A 17,286-nucleotide genomic window follows, 5' to 3' on the forward strand; every position below is an offset into this window, starting at 1 on the left:
GGTGTGGGAGGACGGGCGGGGGTCGGTGTCACTTGCCGAAGGCCAACAGCGTCTCCCTCTTCATCTCCTCGGAGTCGTTCGCACCCACGACGAGCTGCTGCACAAGGATGTACCGGCCGTCGACGTACAGCGCCGGGGAATCGTGGAAGCGCGACTCCAGGCGCCCGGTCACACGCGGCAGCCGGAGCGTCTCGACGGGCTCGGTCGCGCCGGGCGCGACGGTGGCCAGCGAACCGGGCTCGTCGAGCAGCGCGGCCCTCCGGACGACCAGTGAGCCGCCCTCCATCCGCAACGGCCAGGACCTGCGCCCCTCGACTCCCCCGATGCGCCGCACGATGGTGCCGGTGTCGAGGTCGAAGGCGGCGATCTCGTTGCCCTTGCCCTTGGGCGCTCCCTCGATCGCGATGTAGACGTGGGTGTCGTCCGCGACGACCTGGCATCGCTGCAGGTTGCCCTGCTGGGCGGTGTCGTCGTCGCACCCCTCGTCATAGAAGCCGGGGCCCTTGAGCGACGTCCGCTTCGTGCCGTCCTCGTTGAGGACGACCATGCCGTGGGTGCCCTGGGCACGGTTGTCGGCCGAGACGACGAGCGGGCGCACGGACAGGACGTGGTCCACCCGGTAGCCGACCGGGAGCCGGTACTTCCAGCGGGACTTCCCGGTCACAGGATCGACCTCGTGGATCTCCTCCTGCGGCTTGTTCACGTCCTTCGTGCAGGAGACCGCGGCGATGAGCTTCGGGCCTCCGGCGTACGCGTACGGCTGGCACTCGCTCTTCTCCCACCGGCCGAACAGCTGCTTGCCGTCGCTCAGGCGGTACCCGGTCGAGTAGAGGTCCCGGCCCGCGGTGACGGTGCCGCCGCTGATCGCCAGCGAGAAGTCCGTACCGAAGTCGAAGTCGCCTTCCTTCGTGATCTTCCGCTGCCAGCTGGACCTGCCGGAGCGAAGGTCGATCGCCTGGAGCTGACGGCACTCGTCGACGTCCGCGTGGAGACGGTCCTTGCGGGCGAGGACGATCTTCCCGTCGGCCGAGACGTCGTGCGACGCACGGCAGATCTCCGTGTCGAGCATCATCCGCCACTTCACCGTGCCGTCGACGACCGAATGGGCCGTGACCGTGCGGTACATGGCGGTGACGAGGGTGTCACCGACCAGCCAGGGGCCGAAGACGTCCCCGGTGAGCGTGGTGACGTCGATGTCGTTCTTCCGGACCCACAGGACGGAGGCCTCGCCGGGAGCGCGGCCCGCGTTGTAGCGGGCCGCGTCGGCGGCGTCCGGGGCGGGCGGACCCGAGGGCCCGGCGGACGGGGTCGCCGCGCCCGAGGCGGTGGGGGCCGGCGACGCCTTGGCGTCGTCGGTGCCCCGAGAGCCCTCGTCGCCCCCCAGGGCGTACCAGGCCACGCCGCCTGAGGCGAGCAGCAGCGCCACGACCGCCGCGATCACGGCGGTCGTACGGCGGCGCTTCCCGCGAACGGGTGGTGGCGGTGCCTGAGGCGGCACGGCGGGGCCGGAGCCCCCGCCGCCGTACGGATTGAGTCGTCCGTACGGCCCGTACGTCGGCGCGGGCGGCTCCGGCTGTCTAGGTGTCGTCATCGGATTCGGCCGGCCCTCACTTGCTGAAGGCCATCATCGTCTTGGTCTCCTTCTCCTCCGCGTCGTTCCGGGCGCTGACGCGGCCCGCCGCGACGACGAAGGTGCCGCCCGAGTAGACGTAGGCCGGGTTGTAGTAGTCGTCCTCGATCTCGGCCGTCGCCAGCGGGTGCTGCTGGAGGATCTTCGGGGTGCCGCCGGTCGGGGCGATCGTGGCGACCGCGCCGCCCTTGTCGTACATCGCCTTCATGTAGACCACGACCTCCGAACCCTCCATGCGCAGCGGGGTGATCGTGCGCTCGGCGGGGGCGGCGGCGCGCCACTTCTGCTTGCCGGTGTTCAGGTCGAACGCGACGACGGCGTTGGCCTGGCGGTACTCGGAGTCCGTCGCCATGTAGAAGGTGCCGGCGTCGGCGGCCACGCCCTGGCAGCCCTGGAGGTTGCGGCCGAAGATGACGAACGCGCCTCCGCCGCAGTCGGGGGCGTACTTGTCGTTGCCGCCCTGGATCTGCGAACGCAGCTTGCCGTCGGGGGTGACGGCGAAGACGGTCCACTTCTTCTCGTCGCGCTGCTGGGCGGAGACGACGAGCGGGTTCACCGAGTAGACCTTGTCGACCTCCCAGTTGGGCTGGAGCTTGAAGGTCCACCGGGGCTTGCCGGTGTTCGGGTCGACCTCGCTGATCTGCTCCTGCTTCTTGTTGACGTCGCTCGTACGGCAGCTGGCGGCGGCGATCAGCTTCGCGCCGCCCGCGAAGGCGTACGGCTGGCACTGGCCGGTGGCGGGCTTGCCGAAGAGCTGCTTGCCGTCGCTGAGCGAGAAGCCCCAGGAGTTGTTGGTGCCGGCCGCCGTCACGGTGCCGCCGCTGATGGCGAGCGTGATGTCGGAGAGGGAGCTGAAGCCGGTGCCCTTGTCGAGGGTCTTCTTCCAGCCCGCCTTGCCCGTCTTCAGGTTGACCTGCTGAAGGACGGTGCAGTCGGCGCGGTCACCGGCCTTGTCGTTGATGCCGATGACGGTCGTGCCGTCGGCGGCGGGCTCGGGGGCCGCCGCGCACACGTCGAAGGGCAGGTCGAGGTGCCACTTGGAGGCGCCGTCGCCGAGGGCGTAGCCGCTGATGCCCTTGTACATGGCCTTGGCGACGACATCGCCGACGACCCACGGACCGAAGACGTCGGCGCCGTTGCGGGGGAGGTCGACGTTGTTCTTGAGCAGCCAGTTGATCTTGGCCTCGCCGGGCTTGCGGCCGGCGTTGAGGTCGTCCTCGCCGTTGCGGCCTCCGCCGTCACCGTTGCCGTCACCCTGGTCGACGGACTCGGACGGCTTCGGAGTGTCGCTGGTGGCGGTCGGCTTGGCGACCGGCTTGTCCTCGTCGCCACCGCTGAGCGCGAACCAGCTGCCGCCGCCGATGACGAGCGCGGCGGCCACGGCCGCGGCGACGATGACGGCCGGCTTGCCCTTGAAGGGGTTCTTGCCGCCGGGCGCGGGCGCCGGGGCGGGGTAGCCGCCGTAGGGACCGGGCTGCTGCTGGCCGTAGGGGCCGGGCTGCTGACCGTACGGCCCGGGCTGCTGGGGGTAGCCGTAACCGGCCTGCGGCGGCTGGTTGTACGGGCCCGGCTGCTGCTGGGGGTACCCGTAACCCGGCTGCGGCGGCTGGTTGTACGGACCGGGCGCGGCGGGCGGCGGCGTCTGCGGGGCCGGGGCCTGCGGAGCCTGCGGCGGGACCGGCGGAGCCTGGGGCGGCATCGGCGGGGCCTGCGGCGGCATCGGCGGCGGGCCCTGGGGCGGGCCCTGAACCGGGTTCTGAGCCGCATTCGGATCCGGATTCTGGTTCGGGTCCGGATTCGGTGCGCCGAAGCCCGGCGGCTGGTTGCTGGGCGGCTGGGTCATCAGCGCGTTCCCCCTTGGTGTGAGCGGGTTTTCTTTCTACCACTCGCGGGATGGCGCAAAAGCGACCGGTCCACCCCTTGTTCCCAAGGGAGGACCGGCCCGTGATGCCCTCGTTACGCGTTTCGCACGGCTTCTCTACGCATCCTCCGCCAATTCCAGCCAACGCATCTCCAATTCCTCACGCTCACCCGCGAGTTCCCGCAGCTCGGCGTCCAACTTCGCGACCTTCTCGAAGTCGGTGGCGTTTTCGGCGATTTGCGCGTGCAGCTTGGCCTCCTTCTCGGAGACCTTGTCCAGCTGGCGCTCGACCTTCTGGAGCTCCTTCTTCGCGGCGCGCGCGTCCGCGGCGGAGAGGCCGGGCTTCGTCTGCGCGGTCGTGGCGGCGGCCGGGGTGGGCACCGACGCCTCGATCATCTTCTGGCGCCGCTCCAGGTACTCGTCGATACCGCGCGGCAGCATCCGCAGGGTCGCGTCGCCGAGCAGCGCGAACGTGCGGTCGGTGGTGCGCTCGATGAAGAACCGGTCGTGGGAGATGACGACCATGGAGCCCGGCCAGCCGTCGAGGAGGTCCTCCAGCTGGGTCAGGGTCTCGATGTCCAGGTCGTTGGTGGGCTCGTCGAGGAAGAGGACGTTCGGCTCGTCCATCAGCAGGCGCAGCAGCTGGAGCCTGCGCCGCTCGCCACCGGAGAGGTCGCCGACCGGCGTCCACTGCTTCTCCTTGGAGAAGCCGAACTGCTCGCACAGCTGACCCGCGGTCATCTCGCGGCCCTTGCCGAGGTCGACCCGGTCGCGGATCTGCTGGACGGCCTCCAGGACGCGCAGCGTCGCGGGCAGCTCGGTGACGTCCTGGGAGAGGTAGGCCAGCCGTACGGTCTTGCCGACGACGATCTTCCCGGCCGCCGGCTGCTGCTCGCCCTGGCTGACGGCCGCGTCGGCGAGCGCCCGCAGCAGGGAGGTCTTGCCGGCGCCGTTGACACCGACCAGACCGATGCGGTCGCCGGGCCCGAGCTGCCAGGTGAGGTGCTTGAGCAGCGTCTTGGGGCCGGCGGTGACGGTGACGTCCTCCAGGTCGAAGACCGTCTTGCCGAGCCGGGCGTTGGCGAACTTCATCAGCTCGGAGGTGTCGCGCGGCGGCGGCACGTCGGCGATCAGCTCGTTGGCCGCCTCGATGCGGTAGCGGGGCTTGGAGGTACGGGCGGGGGCGCCGCGCCGCAGCCAGGCGAGCTCCTTGCGCATCAGGTTCTGCCGCTTGACCTCCTCCGTCGCCGCGATGCGCTCGCGCTCGGCGCGGGCGAAGACGTAGTCGGAGTAGCCGCCCTCGTACTCGTGCACGTCACCGCGCTGCACGTCCCACATGCGGGTGCAGACCTGGTCGAGGAACCAGCGGTCGTGGGTGACGCAGACGAGCGCGGAACGGCGCTCCTGGAGGTGCTTGGCGAGCCAGGAGATGCCCTCGACGTCGAGGTGGTTGGTGGGCTCGTCGAGGACGATCAGGTCCTGGTCCTCGATGAGCAGCTTGGCGAGCGCGATCCGGCGCCGCTCGCCACCGGAGAGCGGGCCGATGACCGTGTCGAGGCCCTGGTCGAAGCCGGGCATGTCGAGCCCGCCGAAGAGGCCGGTGAGCACGTCGCGGATCTTGGCGCTGCCGGCCCACTCGTGGTCGGCCATGACGCCGATGACCTCGTGCCGGATGGTGGCCTTCGGGTCGAGCGAGTCGTGCTGCGTGAGCACTCCGAGCCGCAGCCCGCCACTGTGCGTGACCCGGCCGGTGTCGGCGTCCTCCAGCTTGGCGAGCATCCGGATGAGGGTGGTCTTGCCGTCGCCGTTGCGGCCCACGACGCCGATCCGGTCACCCTCGGAGACGCCGAGCGAGACGCCGTCGAGCAGGGCACGTGTGCCGTACACCTTGCTGACAGCCTCGACATTGACCAGGTTGACGGCCACTTTGACTCCTGTACGGGGGGATGGATCGACGTCCAAGGGTAGACGCCGGGCCGGCAGGGCGGCGTCCGGCGAGATCCTCGGGGCCTAGCAGCGGGCGAGGGTGCCGCTCCCCCCGGTGGTTTTGTCGGCGAACACCCATCCCTCGGTCTCGGTGTTCTGGATTCGGGCGTAGATCCACTTGTTGCCGTGGGCGTTGGTGACGTAGCAGTGGTAGTAGATCTTCACGCCGTCCTTCACCGCGGTCACCCAGCCGCACTCCGCGTACGGCCCGGTGTAGAGGTGGGAGTTCTGGGCCAGGTATCCGTAGCCGTCGCTGCGGTTCGAGTGGGCCCAGCCGGTGCACGCCGTGGTGGCGGGGGCGGGCTCCTTCGTGGAGCTGGGTGTGGGCTTCGTGGAGGCGGAGGGGGACGCGGACGGTTGCGCGGAGGGCTTTTCGCCGCCGTCGCCGGACGCCGTCGGGGTGGGACCCGGCTCCCCGCCCGCGCCCGAGGGGGTGCCGCCAGGCGTCGCGTCGGGGTTCATGGACGTCAGGTCCCCCGGGGAGGTCGGGCCGTCGTCCGAACCGCCGCTGCCGGACATGTCTCCGTCGGCCGGGGCGCTCGCCGTGGGAGGTGCGGCCGCCGAGCCGCCGCCGGCCGGCTCGTTCTCCGTGTTCATCAGCCCGTAGGCGACTCCGCCGCCCACGAGGACGGTGGCGACGGCGGCCGCGACGACGGTACGGCCGCCGCGCCGACGCTCACGGACGGCCGCGGTACGGGTGTCGGCACGGCTACCGGGGCCGGCGGGTGCGCCGGGCTGCGGGGCGGGCTGGAAGTGCGGCTGCGGGGTGGGGTGCGGGGCGGGCTGCATGCCGGGGTGCGGGGCGGGCGGGAGGCCCGGCTGCGGGGCGGGCTGCTGGAACGGTGCCGCGGCCGGACCGAAGGCACCGGGCGGTACGGCGGGACCGGGGGCCGGTGCCTGTACGGGAGCAGGCGCGGGGGCATGTACGGGAGCGGGGGCGGGGGCCGGTGCCTGTACGGGAGCAGCGGCGGGGGCCTGTACGGGCCCCGGCGCGTGGGTCGGCGTCCTGCCCGCGGCGACCGCCTCCAGCATCTCGCGGGCCCGCGCGGCGTCGGGGCGCTGCCCCGGATCCTTGGCCATCAGCGCCCGCAGTACGGGAGCGAGCGGTCCGGCGCGCACGGGCTCCGGCAGCGGCTCGCCGACGATCGCCGCCAGCGTGGACCAGACCGAGGTGCGGCGGAAGGCCGAGGCGCCCTCCACGGCCGCGTACAGCGTCATGCCGAGCGACCAGACGTCCGAGGCGGACCCCGGCTCCTGGCCCTGCGCGCGCTCCGGCGGCAGGTAGTCGAGGGAGCCGACGATCTGGCCGCTCTGGGTCAGCTTGGCCAGGGCCTCGTCGCCGCCGGTCTCCATGCTGGCGATGCCGAAGTCGGTGAGGACCACGCGGCCCCCACGCTCGAGGAGCACGTTCCCCGGCTTGACGTCCCGGTGCAGGACGCCCGCCCGGTGCGCCGCGTCCAGCGCGTCCATGAGCTTGGCACCGATCGCGGCCGCCTCGCGCGGGTCCAGCGGGCCGTGCTCCGCAAGGACGTCGTCGAGGGAGGGCCCGTCGACGAGCTCCATGACGATGACGGGCAGCCCCCGCTCCTCGACGACGTCGTGCACGGTGACCACACCGCTGTGCCGGATCCGGGCGGCGGCCTGCGCCTCGCGCTCCATGCGGACCCGCAGATCGGCCAGTTCGGCCGGGGACGCGTCGGTGTAGGCCCGCAGGACCTTGACGGCGACCTCGCGGTTCAGCACCTGGTCCACGGCCCGGGCGACCACACCCATGCCACCGCGCCCGATCGTGGCGGTCACGCGGTACCGCCCGCCGAGAACCTCGCCGACCAGCTCTCCGCCGTTCGCCCCCGTCACGTGTCACGCTCCGATCCGTCGTACCTCGCCGATGCCGCCCTGTCGCGTGCACCAGCGTAGGCGTACGCGGAGGGGCGCCGTCCGACGCCCTGGTCCGGCCGGTCGAAGGCCGTCACGACGCGCCAACTTCATTGGAACGCAGCCGACCTGACGAATAATCAGTGCGAGCGCTGTCCCGGAATCCGTGCGCGGCCCGCCCGTTCGACGAGCAGCCAGCCCACGAGGGCCATCGCGACGGCCGCCGGGGCGGTGACACGGACGGCTATGAGGGTGGCCGCGTGGCCCTCCAGGAGGCCGCCGAAGCCGGTCATCGACAGACCGAGGACGCCGAAGAGGGCAAGGGTGACGCCGACGGCGGCGAGCGGGGCCGAGCCGGCGGGCGGGCGCTGGGCGGCCGGGCGTTCGAAGCGGCGGAAGGCGGCGACCAGCAGGCCGGTGAGGGCGGCCGCGGCGGCGATACGGAGGGGGACCTGGGCCCACCAGGCGCCGGTCGCGGGCGCGGGCAGCGTCACGTCGAGCGCGAGGAACGCCCCGTACACACCGAGCATCGCGGTCAGGTGCCACAGGAACGCGGTCATGGCGATCCCGTTGGCGGCGACGATCTTGTGCCAGACGCCGGCGCGGGCCGCGAACCGGGCGCCCGGGCCCTTCAGCAGCTCCACCGCGCCGACGAGCCAGAGGCCGTGCGCGAGCAGGGCCAGGGTCGGCGGGGCCATGTTGGAGACCTTCTCGCCGGGCATCCCGACCATGGAGAGCGGGTACGGCCCGAGGGCGACGAGGAGGCCCGCGCCGAGCAGGCCGCCGGCGGCGAGGGCGCCGGGGAGGCGGATCATGCCGTCGGCCCGGAGGAAGCCGAGCTGATGGACGGCCAGCCAGACGAAAGCGAAGTTCAGGAACTCGACGAAGGGCACGTCGAACGCGAACCGCAGCACGTCCACGGCGACCGCCCCGCCCGCGAGCACGGCGAAGGCGCCCCAGCCCCACCGCTCGTGGAGCTTCAGGAGCGGCGGCGTGAACGCCACCATGGCGAGGTAGATCCCGATGAACCAGAGCGGCTGGGTGACGAGGCGCAGCGCGACGCCGGTCAGCCCTCCGTCCGCGCCGAAGAGCTGGATCACGAGTGCGGCGCTTCCCCACACCCCGACGAACACCATCGTCGGGCGCAGGAGCCGCTGGAGCCGGGCACGCAGGAAGGCGGCGTAGGCGGGGCGGGAGCGGTGGGCGAGGGCGTGGGCGAACCCGCCCACGAAGAAGAACACCGGCATGACCTGGAGCGCCCAGGTCACCACCTGAAGCTCCGGCACGACGGCCAGCAGGTTGCCCACCGACCCGTCGCCGGTCACCGCTGCCATCAGCCAGTGGCCGAGGACCACGACGCCGAGCGAGGCGACCCGAAGCAGGTCGACGTACCGGTCCCGCGTCGCGGGCGTGGCGGCGGCGAGTTCCCGCGCGCCGACTGCGCTGTTTCCCATACGGGTACGGTCCCGCCCGGCGGCGGGCCCCCGGCAGCGCTCGGATACTCAACTCGGCTCTGAGTACGGGCCGACTGGCCCCAAGTCGTCGGCCCGTACGGGCGACCACCCGGCCAGGCACCCCGCCCCTCACCTGACGGTTCGTCATGTTCGTGGGTGTTCACGGCTGCCGCACCGGCACCGTACAACCCGACCCCCGTCACCCTCTACGTCACGTACGCGACCGGGACGACCGAGACCGGCGTCTGGCGCGTCGACCCCGACGGCGGCGCGCCCGTGCAGATCGCCCAGCTGCCGGCCGACGGGTTCCCGAACGCCCTCGCCCTCGCCCTCGACGAGAAGTGCCGCACGCTGTACGTCGCCGACTCGGTCCACGGCATCGTGTGGAGCGTCCCGCAGGAGGGCGGTACGCCCACGGCCTGGGCCACCGGCACCGCGCTCCAGCCCATCGCCCCGCCCGCCGGCGCCGGCGTCGGCCCCAACGGCCTCAAGTTCCACAACGGCGCCGTGTGGGTGTCCAACACCGACCGCCAGACGCTGCTGCGCATCCCCGTACGCGCCGACGGAACCGCAGGCCCGATCGAGACGCGGGCGACCGGGCTCGCCTGGATCGACGACTTCGGCTTCACCGGGAAGGGCGACACCGTCCTCGCCGCGCTGATCATGAGCGACGACGTCGCCCTCGTACGCCCCGACGGGACGCACACGATCGTGCTCACGGAGCGGGACGGGCTGTCCAACCCGACGTCCGTGGCAGTGCGCGGCAAGACCGTCTACGTCACCAGCGCGTCCTTCTTCAAGGAGGTCCCGGACCCGAATCTGCTCCTGGCCACGCTGAAGAAGGGCTAGGGGACGGCCCCTGGAGGGCTACAGGACCGTCGCGCCGGGCGCCGGCGACGTGGCCACGCGGGCCGTGCGGCAGGTGCCGGAGGCGGTCAGGGCGTCGGCGACCGCGCGGGCCGCGTCCTCGTCCTTCACCAGGAAGGCGGTCGTCGGCCCGGAGCCCGAGACGAGGGCCGCCAGGGCGCCGGCGGCCGTGCCGGCCTCCAGCGTGGCGTTCAGGGCGGGCCGCAGGGAGACGGCGGCCGGCTGGAGGTCGTTGGCCAGCGCACCGGCCAGGGTGGTCACGTCCCCGGTGCGCAGGGCGTCCAGGAGCGCCGGGGAGGCGGCGGGTTCGGGGACGGTGACGCCCTCGGTGAGGCGGTCGAACTCGCCGAACACCACGGGCGTCGAGAGTCCGCCGTCGGCGACGGCGAAGACCCAGTGGAACGTGCCGCCCACCGGAAGCTCCGTCAGCTTCTCGCCGCGGCCGACGCCGAGGGCGGCGCCGCCGACCAGGCTGAACGGCACGTCGCTGCCGAGCTCGGCGCAGATCTCCAGGAGTTCGGCGCGCGAGGAGTTCAGGCCCCAGAGGGCGTCGCACGCGAGGAGCGCGCCCGCGCCGTCCGCGCTGCCGCCCGCCATGCCGCCGGCGACGGGGATGTCCTTGGCGATGTGCAGGTGCACGTCCGGGGAGATTCCGTGCCGGGCGGCGAGCAGCTCCGCCGCGCGCGCGGCCAGGTTGGTCCGGTCCAGCGGCACCTTGTCCGCGTCGGGGCCCTCGCAGGTGACGGTCAGCTCGTCGGCGGGCGTCGCGGTCACGTCGTCGTACAGGGAGACGGCGAGGAAGACGTTGGCCAGGTCGTGGAACCCGTCGGGCCGCGCCGCGCCGACGGCGAGCTGGACGTTGACCTTGGCGGGCACCCGCACGGTGACGCTCCGCGCGACGGACTTCACTCCGTCCACGTCCTGCTCCGTCATCGCGCCCTGCCCCGTGCCCGGACCCGTGCCGCTCACGCCTTCGCCTCCGCGATCCTCGCGAACTCCTCCACCGTCAGGGCCTCACCGCGGGCCTGCGGGGAGATGCCCGCCTTGACCAGGGCCTCCTCCGCCGCCGCGGGCGAGCCCGCCCAGCCGGCGAGCGCGGCCCGCAGGGTCTTGCGGCGCTGCGCGAACGCCGCGTCGACGACCGCGAAGACGTCCTTCTTCGACGCGGTCGTGGCGACCGGCTCCGTACGCCGGACCAGGGAGACCAGGCCCGAGTCGACGTTCGGCGCCGGCCAGAAGACGTTGCGGCCGATCGAGCCCGCCCGCTTCACCTCGGCGTACCAGTTCGCCTTCACCGACGGCACGCCGTACACCTTGTTGCCGGGCTTGGCCGCCAGCCGGTCCGCGACCTCCGCCTGGACCATCACGAGCGTGCGCTCGATCGTCGGGAAGCGGTCGAGCATGTGCAGCAGGACCGGCACGGCCACGTTGTACGGCAGGTTCGCGACGAGCGCCGTCGGCGCCGGGCCCGGCAGCTCCTGGACGTCCATCGCGTCGGAGTGGACCAGCGCGAAGTGGTCCTTCTTCGCCGGCAGCCGGGCGGCGATGGTCGACGGCAGCGCACCCGCCAGGATGTCGTCGATCTCGACGGCCGTCACCCGGTCCGCGGCCTCCAGGAGCGCCAGGGTCAGCGAGCCGAGCCCGGGGCCCACCTCGACGACCACGTCGTCGGGGCGCACCTCCGCCGTGCGGACGATCCGCCGCACGGTGTTGGCGTCGATGACGAAGTTCTGGCCCTTCTGCTTCGTGGGGCGCACGCCGAGGGCGGCGGCCAGTTCACGGATGTCGGCGGGGCCGAGGAGGGCGTCGGGGCCGTCGGGGCCGGTGGTGGTGCTCACCGGTACAGCCTACGGCTCACCGGGTGAGCCTTCGGCCGCAGTGCGGCCAGGGGCTCGCGCCCCGCTGCACGTAGAGCTTCTTCGCCCGGTACGTCTGCTCCGAGGCGGACGCGTTCTGGGCGACCCCGGTGCCGCCCAGCGAGCGCCAGGTGCCGGGGTCGAACTGGTAGAGCCCGCCGTACGTCCCCGAGGGGTCGACCGCGTTCGGCCGGCCACCGGACTCGCAGGCGGCGAGCGCGCCCCAGTCGAGCCCGTCCGCGCCGGCGACCGACGTGGGCAGCGGCCGGCTGCCGACCCGCACCTTCTGGGTGACGGGCTCGCGGACGATCTCCTCGCCGGTCCTCCTCGGCTTCTGCCGGACGCCGTTGACGGTCCGCAGGCTGTACGTGACGCGGCGCACGCCCTGCGCGCCCTGCCGCTCGACGACCTCCGTGCCCGCGAAGAGCTCGGGGTCGCGGGTCCGCTCGACCGCGTACGGGATCGGCTCCTCGCGGATCTCCTGGGTGCCGGTGATCCGCAGGACGGTGATCGTCTGGCCGTCGCGCGGGAAGGAGCCGGGCGGTACGGACGTGGTGTCCTGGCCGGAGAGGGTGATCCCGGCCTCCTCGACGGCCTCGCGGACGGTCGCGGCATTGGTGCGCAGGGTCCGCTCGCGGCCGTCGGCGAGGAGGGTGACGGTCCGTTCGGTGCGGACGTCGAGGGAGAGGCCCCGGCGGGAGATGGGGGCGTTGCGGGAGACGGAGAGGAACGCGCCCTCGGCCCGTACACCGAGCTGGCGCAGGGCGCCGTCGACGGTCCTGGCGGTGGTCCACACCTGGCGGCGCTGTCCGTCGAGGGTGAGGGCGACGGGCCGCCCGTAGCGGACGACGACCTCGTCGCCGCTGGTCAGGACCGCGCCGGGGGCGGGGGCCACGATGTCGTGCGAGCCGACGGCGAGGCCCTCGTCCGCGAGCAGCTCGTCGACGTCGTCGGCGAAGGTGTGCAGGGTGCGCGGGACGCCGTCGACGGAGAGCCGGATCGCCTTGTCGTTGGCGACGAAGGCGCTCGTGCCGCCGGCCAGGAAGGCGACGACGAGGGCCTGCGGGACGATGCGCCGCAGGCTGTCGCCGGGGCCCGGCCTGGCCTTGCGGCGGCGGGCGGCGCGCCGGGCCTCGGCGCGGGAGCCCTGTCCCGGCACGAGGACGGCCTCCTGCGTCGGCTGCTCGTGGACGGACACGGGCGGCGGCACGGTCGGCGCCGACCGCCGTCCGGCTCGGTGACTGCCCTGGGAAGTGCTCACGAGGCCGGGACCCTAGCCTCGGCGGCGATCACTCTCCAAAACGACTCGACTACAACACGTAACCGTTATGCATCGGTGATCGAAGTCAGTAGTCGAAGGCGCGGGCCGTGTTCACGGCGATCGCCTCGCAGAGCTCCTCCTCCGCGATCCCGCGCACGGCGGCCATCGCGCGGACGGTGACCGGGATGAGGTACGGCGCGTTCGGCCGGCCGCGGTACGGCGCCGGGGTCAGGAACGGGGCGTCCGTCTCGACCAGGACGAGCTCCAGCGGGGCGACGGCGAGGGCGTCGCGCAGCGGCTGCGCGTTCTTGAAGGTCATGTTGCCGGCGAAGGACATGTGGTAGCCCTTCGCGGCGCAGATCTCCGCCATCTCGGCGTCGCCGGAGTAGCAGTGGAAGACGGTCCGCTCCGGCGCGCCCTCCTCGTCCAGCACCCGCAGGACGTCGGCGTGGGCCTCGCGGTCGTGGATCACCAGCGCCTTGCCGTGCCGCTTGGCGATCTCGATGTGGGCGCGGAAGGAGCGCTCCTGGGCGGCCATGCCCTCGGGGCCGGTGCGGAAGAAGTCGAGGCCGGTCTCGCCGACCGCGCGGACGTACGGCAGGGCGGCGAGGCGGTCGATCTCGGCGAGGGCATCGTCCAGCGCCGCGTCCCCGCCCGCCTCGCGGGCGCCCTGGCGGGACCAGCCGTCCGGGTCGCCGAGCACGATCCGGGGCGCCTCGTTGGGGTGCAGGGCGACGGCGGCGTGCACGTTCTCGTGCGCGGCGGCGGTCTCGGCGGCCCACTGGGAGCCCTTGATGTCACAGCCCACCTGGACGACGGTGGTGACCCCGACGGCGGCGGCCTTGGTGAGGGCCTCCTCGACGGTGCCGGACTGCATGTCCAGGTGCGTGTGGGAATCCGCCACCGGGACCAGGAGCGGTTCGGGCAGCGGCGGCGGGGCGTCCTTCGAACTCATGGCCCCGATCGTACGAGGGGCCATGGGTTCGCTCGCGGTGGGAGTCCGCGGCTAGGACGCCGGCGGTTTGCGGTGGAACAGGTCCGACAGGCGGCGCCGGGACTCCCGTACGTACACGGGGCCGGGGGCGTCCGCCTCCGGTGCGGCCGGGCCCTCCTCCCGCTCCAGGTCCTGCCCGATCGGCCCCGCCAGGCCGATCGGCCCGGCCGGGGTGACCGGCCGGTGCGGCGTCCCCGCCACGTTCCGGTGATAGGCCTGTTCCCACGAGTCCAGGACCGAGGAAACCTGACCCGCGCGCATGATGCGGACGACGTGGCCGCCGCAGTTCATGCAGGTCGGACTGGACAGCGGTGAGGGAACCCGCTCACCACCGGCCTTGTAGACGACGAATTCCTGGCCGGCGGCGTCGACGTGGTGCTCGATGTCGTACGCCTGCTCCCAGCCGTAGCCGCAGCGCATGCAGGCGAAGGCGTACGCCTCATGGGCGACGGATATGCCGGTGCCGGTGATCTCACTCATGCCAGCTCCTCTCCACCGACCAGTGGACGCCTTTTCGGGCCGGAGCGCATCAGCGCCGGACGAACCGTGGAACGTCCTTGGGCGTTCCCTTGCTCTCAGGCCCTCAGGAGGCCCGCCGCGCGGGGTTTGGCTTTGCTTTTCACGATAGCTCTTTACCTTTTCCGGGGCCCGTCACAGCCGCGTTCTTTGCCGCGACGACGGCATCGAACACCTCGCGCTTGGGCAGGCCCGCGTCGGCGGCGACCGCCGCGATGGCCTCCTTGCGCCGCTCCCCCGCCTCCTCGCGCACCCGCACCCTGCGCACCAGCTCCTCGGCGTCGAGCTCGGCGGGCGCGGCCTCGGGGGCGCCCTCGACGACGACGGTGATCTCGCCCCGTACGCCCTCGGCGGCCCACTCCGCGAGCTCGCCGAGGCCGCCGCGCTTGACCTCCTCGTACGTCTTGGTCAGCTCGCGGCAGACGGCGGCGCGGCGCTCGGCGCCGAAGACCTCGGCCATCGCGGCGAGCGTGTCGTCGAGCCGGTGCGGGGCCTCGAAGTAGACGAGGGTCCTGCGCTCGTCGGCGACCTCGCGGAGCCGGCCGAGCCGCTCGCCGGCCTTGCGGGGCAGGAAGCCCTCGAAGCAGAAGCGGTCCACGGGCAGCCCGGACAGGGCGAGCGCGGTCAGCACGGCGGAGGGGCCGGGGACGGCGGTGACCTTGATGTCCTGCTCGACGGCGGCGGCGACCAGGCGGTAGCCGGGGTCGGAGACGGACGGCATGCCCGCGTCGGTGACCAGAAGCACGCGCGCGCCGCCGGCGAGCGCCTCGACCAGCTCCGGCGTCCGGGCGGACTCGTTGCCCTCGAAGTACGAGACGACCCGGCCCGAGGTGTGCACGCCGAGGGCGCGGGTCAGGCCGCGCAGCCGCCGGGTGTCCTCCGCCGCGACGATGTCGGCGGTCTCCAGCTCGGCCGCGAGCCGCGGCGGGGCGTCCGCGATGTCCCCGATGGGAGTCCCTGCAAGTACCAGCGTTCCTGTCACATGGGTCATCCTCGCAGGGCGGAGAGGCGACGCGCACAGGCGCGTTCCCTACGATGGCGCGGTGACCAGTACCGCACCCGAGACCCTGCAGGGTCAGCGCGCCGTGGAAGAGCCCCCGTCGTGGCAGCAGCGTCTGCGGCGCTTCGGCTACACGCCCCCCGCCGGGCGCGCCGCCGGACCGGGGCTGCGGGAGCGTCTCGTACCGTCGTACACCCGGCCCTCGCAGCGGATGTGGTCGCTGCTCGGGCTCTCACCGGGCTCCGGCGACCGGGTATGGCGGCTGGCCGCCTGGGGCGGTCCGCTGCTCGTCGCGCTGCTCGCGGGGGTGCTGCGGTTCTGGAACCTCGGCAAGCCGCACGCGGTGATATTCGACGAGACGTACTACGCCAAGGACTCCTGGGCACTGATCAACCAGGGCTACGAGGGGGCGTGGCCGAAGGACGTCGACAAGTCGATCCTGGCCGACCCCGACGCGGTCGCTGTCCCCACCGACCCGGGCTATGTGGTCCATCCGCCGATGGGCAAGTGGGTCATCGGCCTCGGCGAGAAGATCTTCGACTTCACACCGTTCGGCTGGCGCTTCATGGTGGCGCTGCTCGGCACGCTGTCCGTGCTGATGCTGTGCCGGATCGGGCGGCGGCTGTTCCGTTCGACGTTCCTGGGGTGTCTGGCCGGTCTGCTGCTCGCGGTGGACGGCCTGCACTTCGTGATGAGCCGGACGGCGCTGCTCGACCAGGTGCTGATGTTCTTCGTGCTCGCGTCGTTCGGCTGTCTGGTGGTGGACCGCGACTGGGCGCGGCGGAAGCTGGCGGGGGCCCTGCCCGTGGACGCGGAGGGGGTCCTGCGGCCGGACGCGGTGGTCGCGGAGACGCTGCGGCTCGGCTGGCGGCCGTGGCGGATCGCGGCGGGCATCTCGCTGGGGCTCGCGGCGGCGACCAAGTGGAACGGCCTGTACGTGATGGTCGCCTTCGGGCTCCTCACGGTGCTGTGGGACGTCGGCGGCCGGCGTACGGCGGGGGCGTTCCGCCCGTACGCGGCGGTGCTGAGGCGCGACCTGATCCCGGCGTTCGTCTCGGTGGTGCCGGTCGCGATCGTCACGTACCTGGTCACGTGGACGGGCTGGATCGTCACGGACAAGGGGTACTTCCGCAACTGGGCGGCGGAGCAGGACAAGGTGAACGGCGGCGGCATCTGGTCGTGGCTGCCGGACTGGCTGCGGAGCCTGTGGCACTACGAGAGCGAGGTCTACACGTTCCACGTGGGCCTGAACTCGCCGCACACGTACGAGTCGAACCCGTGGAGCTGGATCGTCCTGGGCCGCCCGGTCTCGTACTTCTACGAGTCCCCGGCCCCCGGCCAGGCGGGCTGCCCGACGACGGCGACGGAGAAGTGCGCCCAGGAGGTCCTGGCCCTGGGCACGCCGCTGCTGTGGTGGGCGGCCTGTTTCGCGATCCTGTACGTCCTGTGGCGCTGGTTCTTCCGCCGTGACTGGCGAGCGGGCGCCATCGCGTGCGGGATCGCGGCGGGCTGGCTGCCGTGGTTCCTCTACCAGGAACGCACGATCTTCCTCTTCTACGCGGTGGTGTTCGTGCCGTTCCTCTGCCTCGCGGTGACGATGATGATCGGCGCGATGATCGGCCCGGCGGGCTCCTCGGAAAGGCGCCGGACGTTCGGGGCGGTGGCGTCGGGAGTTCTCGTTCTCCTCATCGTGTGGAACTTCATCTATTTCTGGCCGCTGTACACGGGAACGTCGATCCCGCTGGACCAGTGGCGGAATCGGATGTGGCTCGACACGTGGGTCTAGCAGGGCTTGAGCATCAAGAGGGCGCGGCCGTCGGCCGCGCCTTTTTGGTGGTTGTTGGCGGCCGGCGGTGACTCTCGGCGGCCCTCAGACGGCCGCAGTCGTCGCAGGTGACCGGCAAACCGGTCTACTTGACGTCCTTCGGCTTCTTCGGCTTGTCCACATGGTCTTGAAGGACCACTTGTCCGGTGTCGCTTACGGCC

General features: G+C 72.5%; 13 protein-coding genes. 2 read left to right on the forward strand and 11 right to left on the reverse strand.

The window, feature by feature from the left end:
- Positions 1 to 28: 28 nt before the first annotated feature.
- The 5 genes from ACZ3OF_RS20195 to ACZ3OF_RS20215 all read right to left on the reverse strand — a co-directional run bounded on the left by ACZ3OF_RS20195 (position 29) and on the right by ACZ3OF_RS20215 (position 8,806).
- A complete protein-coding gene (locus ACZ3OF_RS20195) occupies positions 29 to 1,591 on the reverse strand; it encodes an outer membrane protein assembly factor BamB family protein (protein WP_467305968.1) in 1,563 nt (520 codons plus the stop codon).
- A 16-nt stretch (positions 1,592 to 1,607) separates the two neighbouring features.
- Complete coding sequence (locus ACZ3OF_RS20200; protein WP_361671933.1) at positions 1,608 to 3,473, reverse strand: outer membrane protein assembly factor BamB family protein; 1,866 nt, start codon at positions 3,471 to 3,473, stop codon at positions 1,608 to 1,610.
- A gap of 135 nt (positions 3,474 to 3,608) precedes the next feature.
- Entirely contained in the window at positions 3,609 to 5,417 is a 1,809-nt protein-coding gene (locus tag ACZ3OF_RS20205; RefSeq protein ID WP_467305970.1) for an ABC-F family ATP-binding cassette domain-containing protein, read from the reverse strand.
- Positions 5,418 to 5,501: 84 nt separating this feature from the next.
- Positions 5,502 to 7,334 carry a serine/threonine-protein kinase gene (locus ACZ3OF_RS20210; protein ID WP_467305972.1) on the reverse strand — a complete coding sequence of 611 codons (1,833 nt, stop codon included), beginning with the start codon at positions 7,332 to 7,334 and terminating at the stop codon, positions 5,502 to 5,504.
- A 158-nt stretch (positions 7,335 to 7,492) separates the two neighbouring features.
- Positions 7,493 to 8,806, reverse strand: coding sequence for an acyltransferase family protein (locus ACZ3OF_RS20215; RefSeq protein ID WP_467305973.1), 1,314 nt, complete (start codon positions 8,804 to 8,806; stop codon positions 7,493 to 7,495).
- Positions 8,807 to 8,962: 156 nt separating this feature from the next.
- Between ACZ3OF_RS20215 and ACZ3OF_RS20220 the strand changes: the two genes are divergently transcribed.
- Complete coding sequence (locus ACZ3OF_RS20220) at positions 8,963 to 9,655, forward strand: SMP-30/gluconolactonase/LRE family protein (protein ID WP_467305975.1); 693 nt, start codon at positions 8,963 to 8,965, stop codon at positions 9,653 to 9,655.
- 18 nt (positions 9,656 to 9,673) lie between these two features.
- Here the strand turns inward: ACZ3OF_RS20220 and ACZ3OF_RS20225 are convergent, their stop codons facing one another.
- From ACZ3OF_RS20225 to rsmI, 6 genes are all read right to left on the reverse strand, one after another.
- Positions 9,674 to 10,606 carry a 4-(cytidine 5'-diphospho)-2-C-methyl-D-erythritol kinase gene (locus ACZ3OF_RS20225; RefSeq protein ID WP_361672167.1) on the reverse strand — a complete coding sequence of 311 codons (933 nt, stop codon included), beginning with the start codon at positions 10,604 to 10,606 and terminating at the stop codon, positions 9,674 to 9,676.
- 32 nt (positions 10,607 to 10,638) lie between these two features.
- Positions 10,639 to 11,511, reverse strand: coding sequence for a 16S rRNA (adenine(1518)-N(6)/adenine(1519)-N(6))-dimethyltransferase RsmA (gene rsmA / locus ACZ3OF_RS20230; RefSeq protein WP_361671923.1), 873 nt, complete (start codon positions 11,509 to 11,511; stop codon positions 10,639 to 10,641).
- A 16-nt stretch (positions 11,512 to 11,527) separates the two neighbouring features.
- On the reverse strand, positions 11,528 to 12,790 hold the full coding sequence (locus tag ACZ3OF_RS20235; protein ID WP_467305978.1) for a ubiquitin-like domain-containing protein: 1,263 nt from the start codon (positions 12,788 to 12,790) through the stop codon (positions 11,528 to 11,530).
- Between the two features lie 85 nt (positions 12,791 to 12,875).
- Positions 12,876 to 13,745, reverse strand: a complete 870-nt coding sequence (locus tag ACZ3OF_RS20240; protein ID WP_467305980.1) for a TatD family hydrolase — start codon at positions 13,743 to 13,745, stop codon at positions 12,876 to 12,878.
- Between the two features lie 51 nt (positions 13,746 to 13,796).
- Positions 13,797 to 14,264, reverse strand: coding sequence for a hypothetical protein (locus ACZ3OF_RS20245; RefSeq protein ID WP_361671916.1), 468 nt, complete (start codon positions 14,262 to 14,264; stop codon positions 13,797 to 13,799).
- Positions 14,265 to 14,403: 139 nt separating this feature from the next.
- Positions 14,404 to 15,291, reverse strand: coding sequence for a 16S rRNA (cytidine(1402)-2'-O)-methyltransferase (gene rsmI / locus ACZ3OF_RS20250; protein WP_361761567.1), 888 nt, complete (start codon positions 15,289 to 15,291; stop codon positions 14,404 to 14,406).
- A 52-nt stretch (positions 15,292 to 15,343) separates the two neighbouring features.
- Between rsmI and ACZ3OF_RS20255 the strand changes: the two genes are divergently transcribed.
- Positions 15,344 to 17,086 (forward strand): dolichyl-phosphate-mannose--protein mannosyltransferase, encoded by a 1,743-nt coding sequence (locus ACZ3OF_RS20255; protein WP_361671911.1) that lies wholly within the window; start codon positions 15,344 to 15,346, stop codon positions 17,084 to 17,086.
- The last annotated feature ends 200 nt before the right edge of the window (positions 17,087 to 17,286 follow it).

Source organism: Streptomyces sp. NPDC022552, assembly GCF_055561875.1.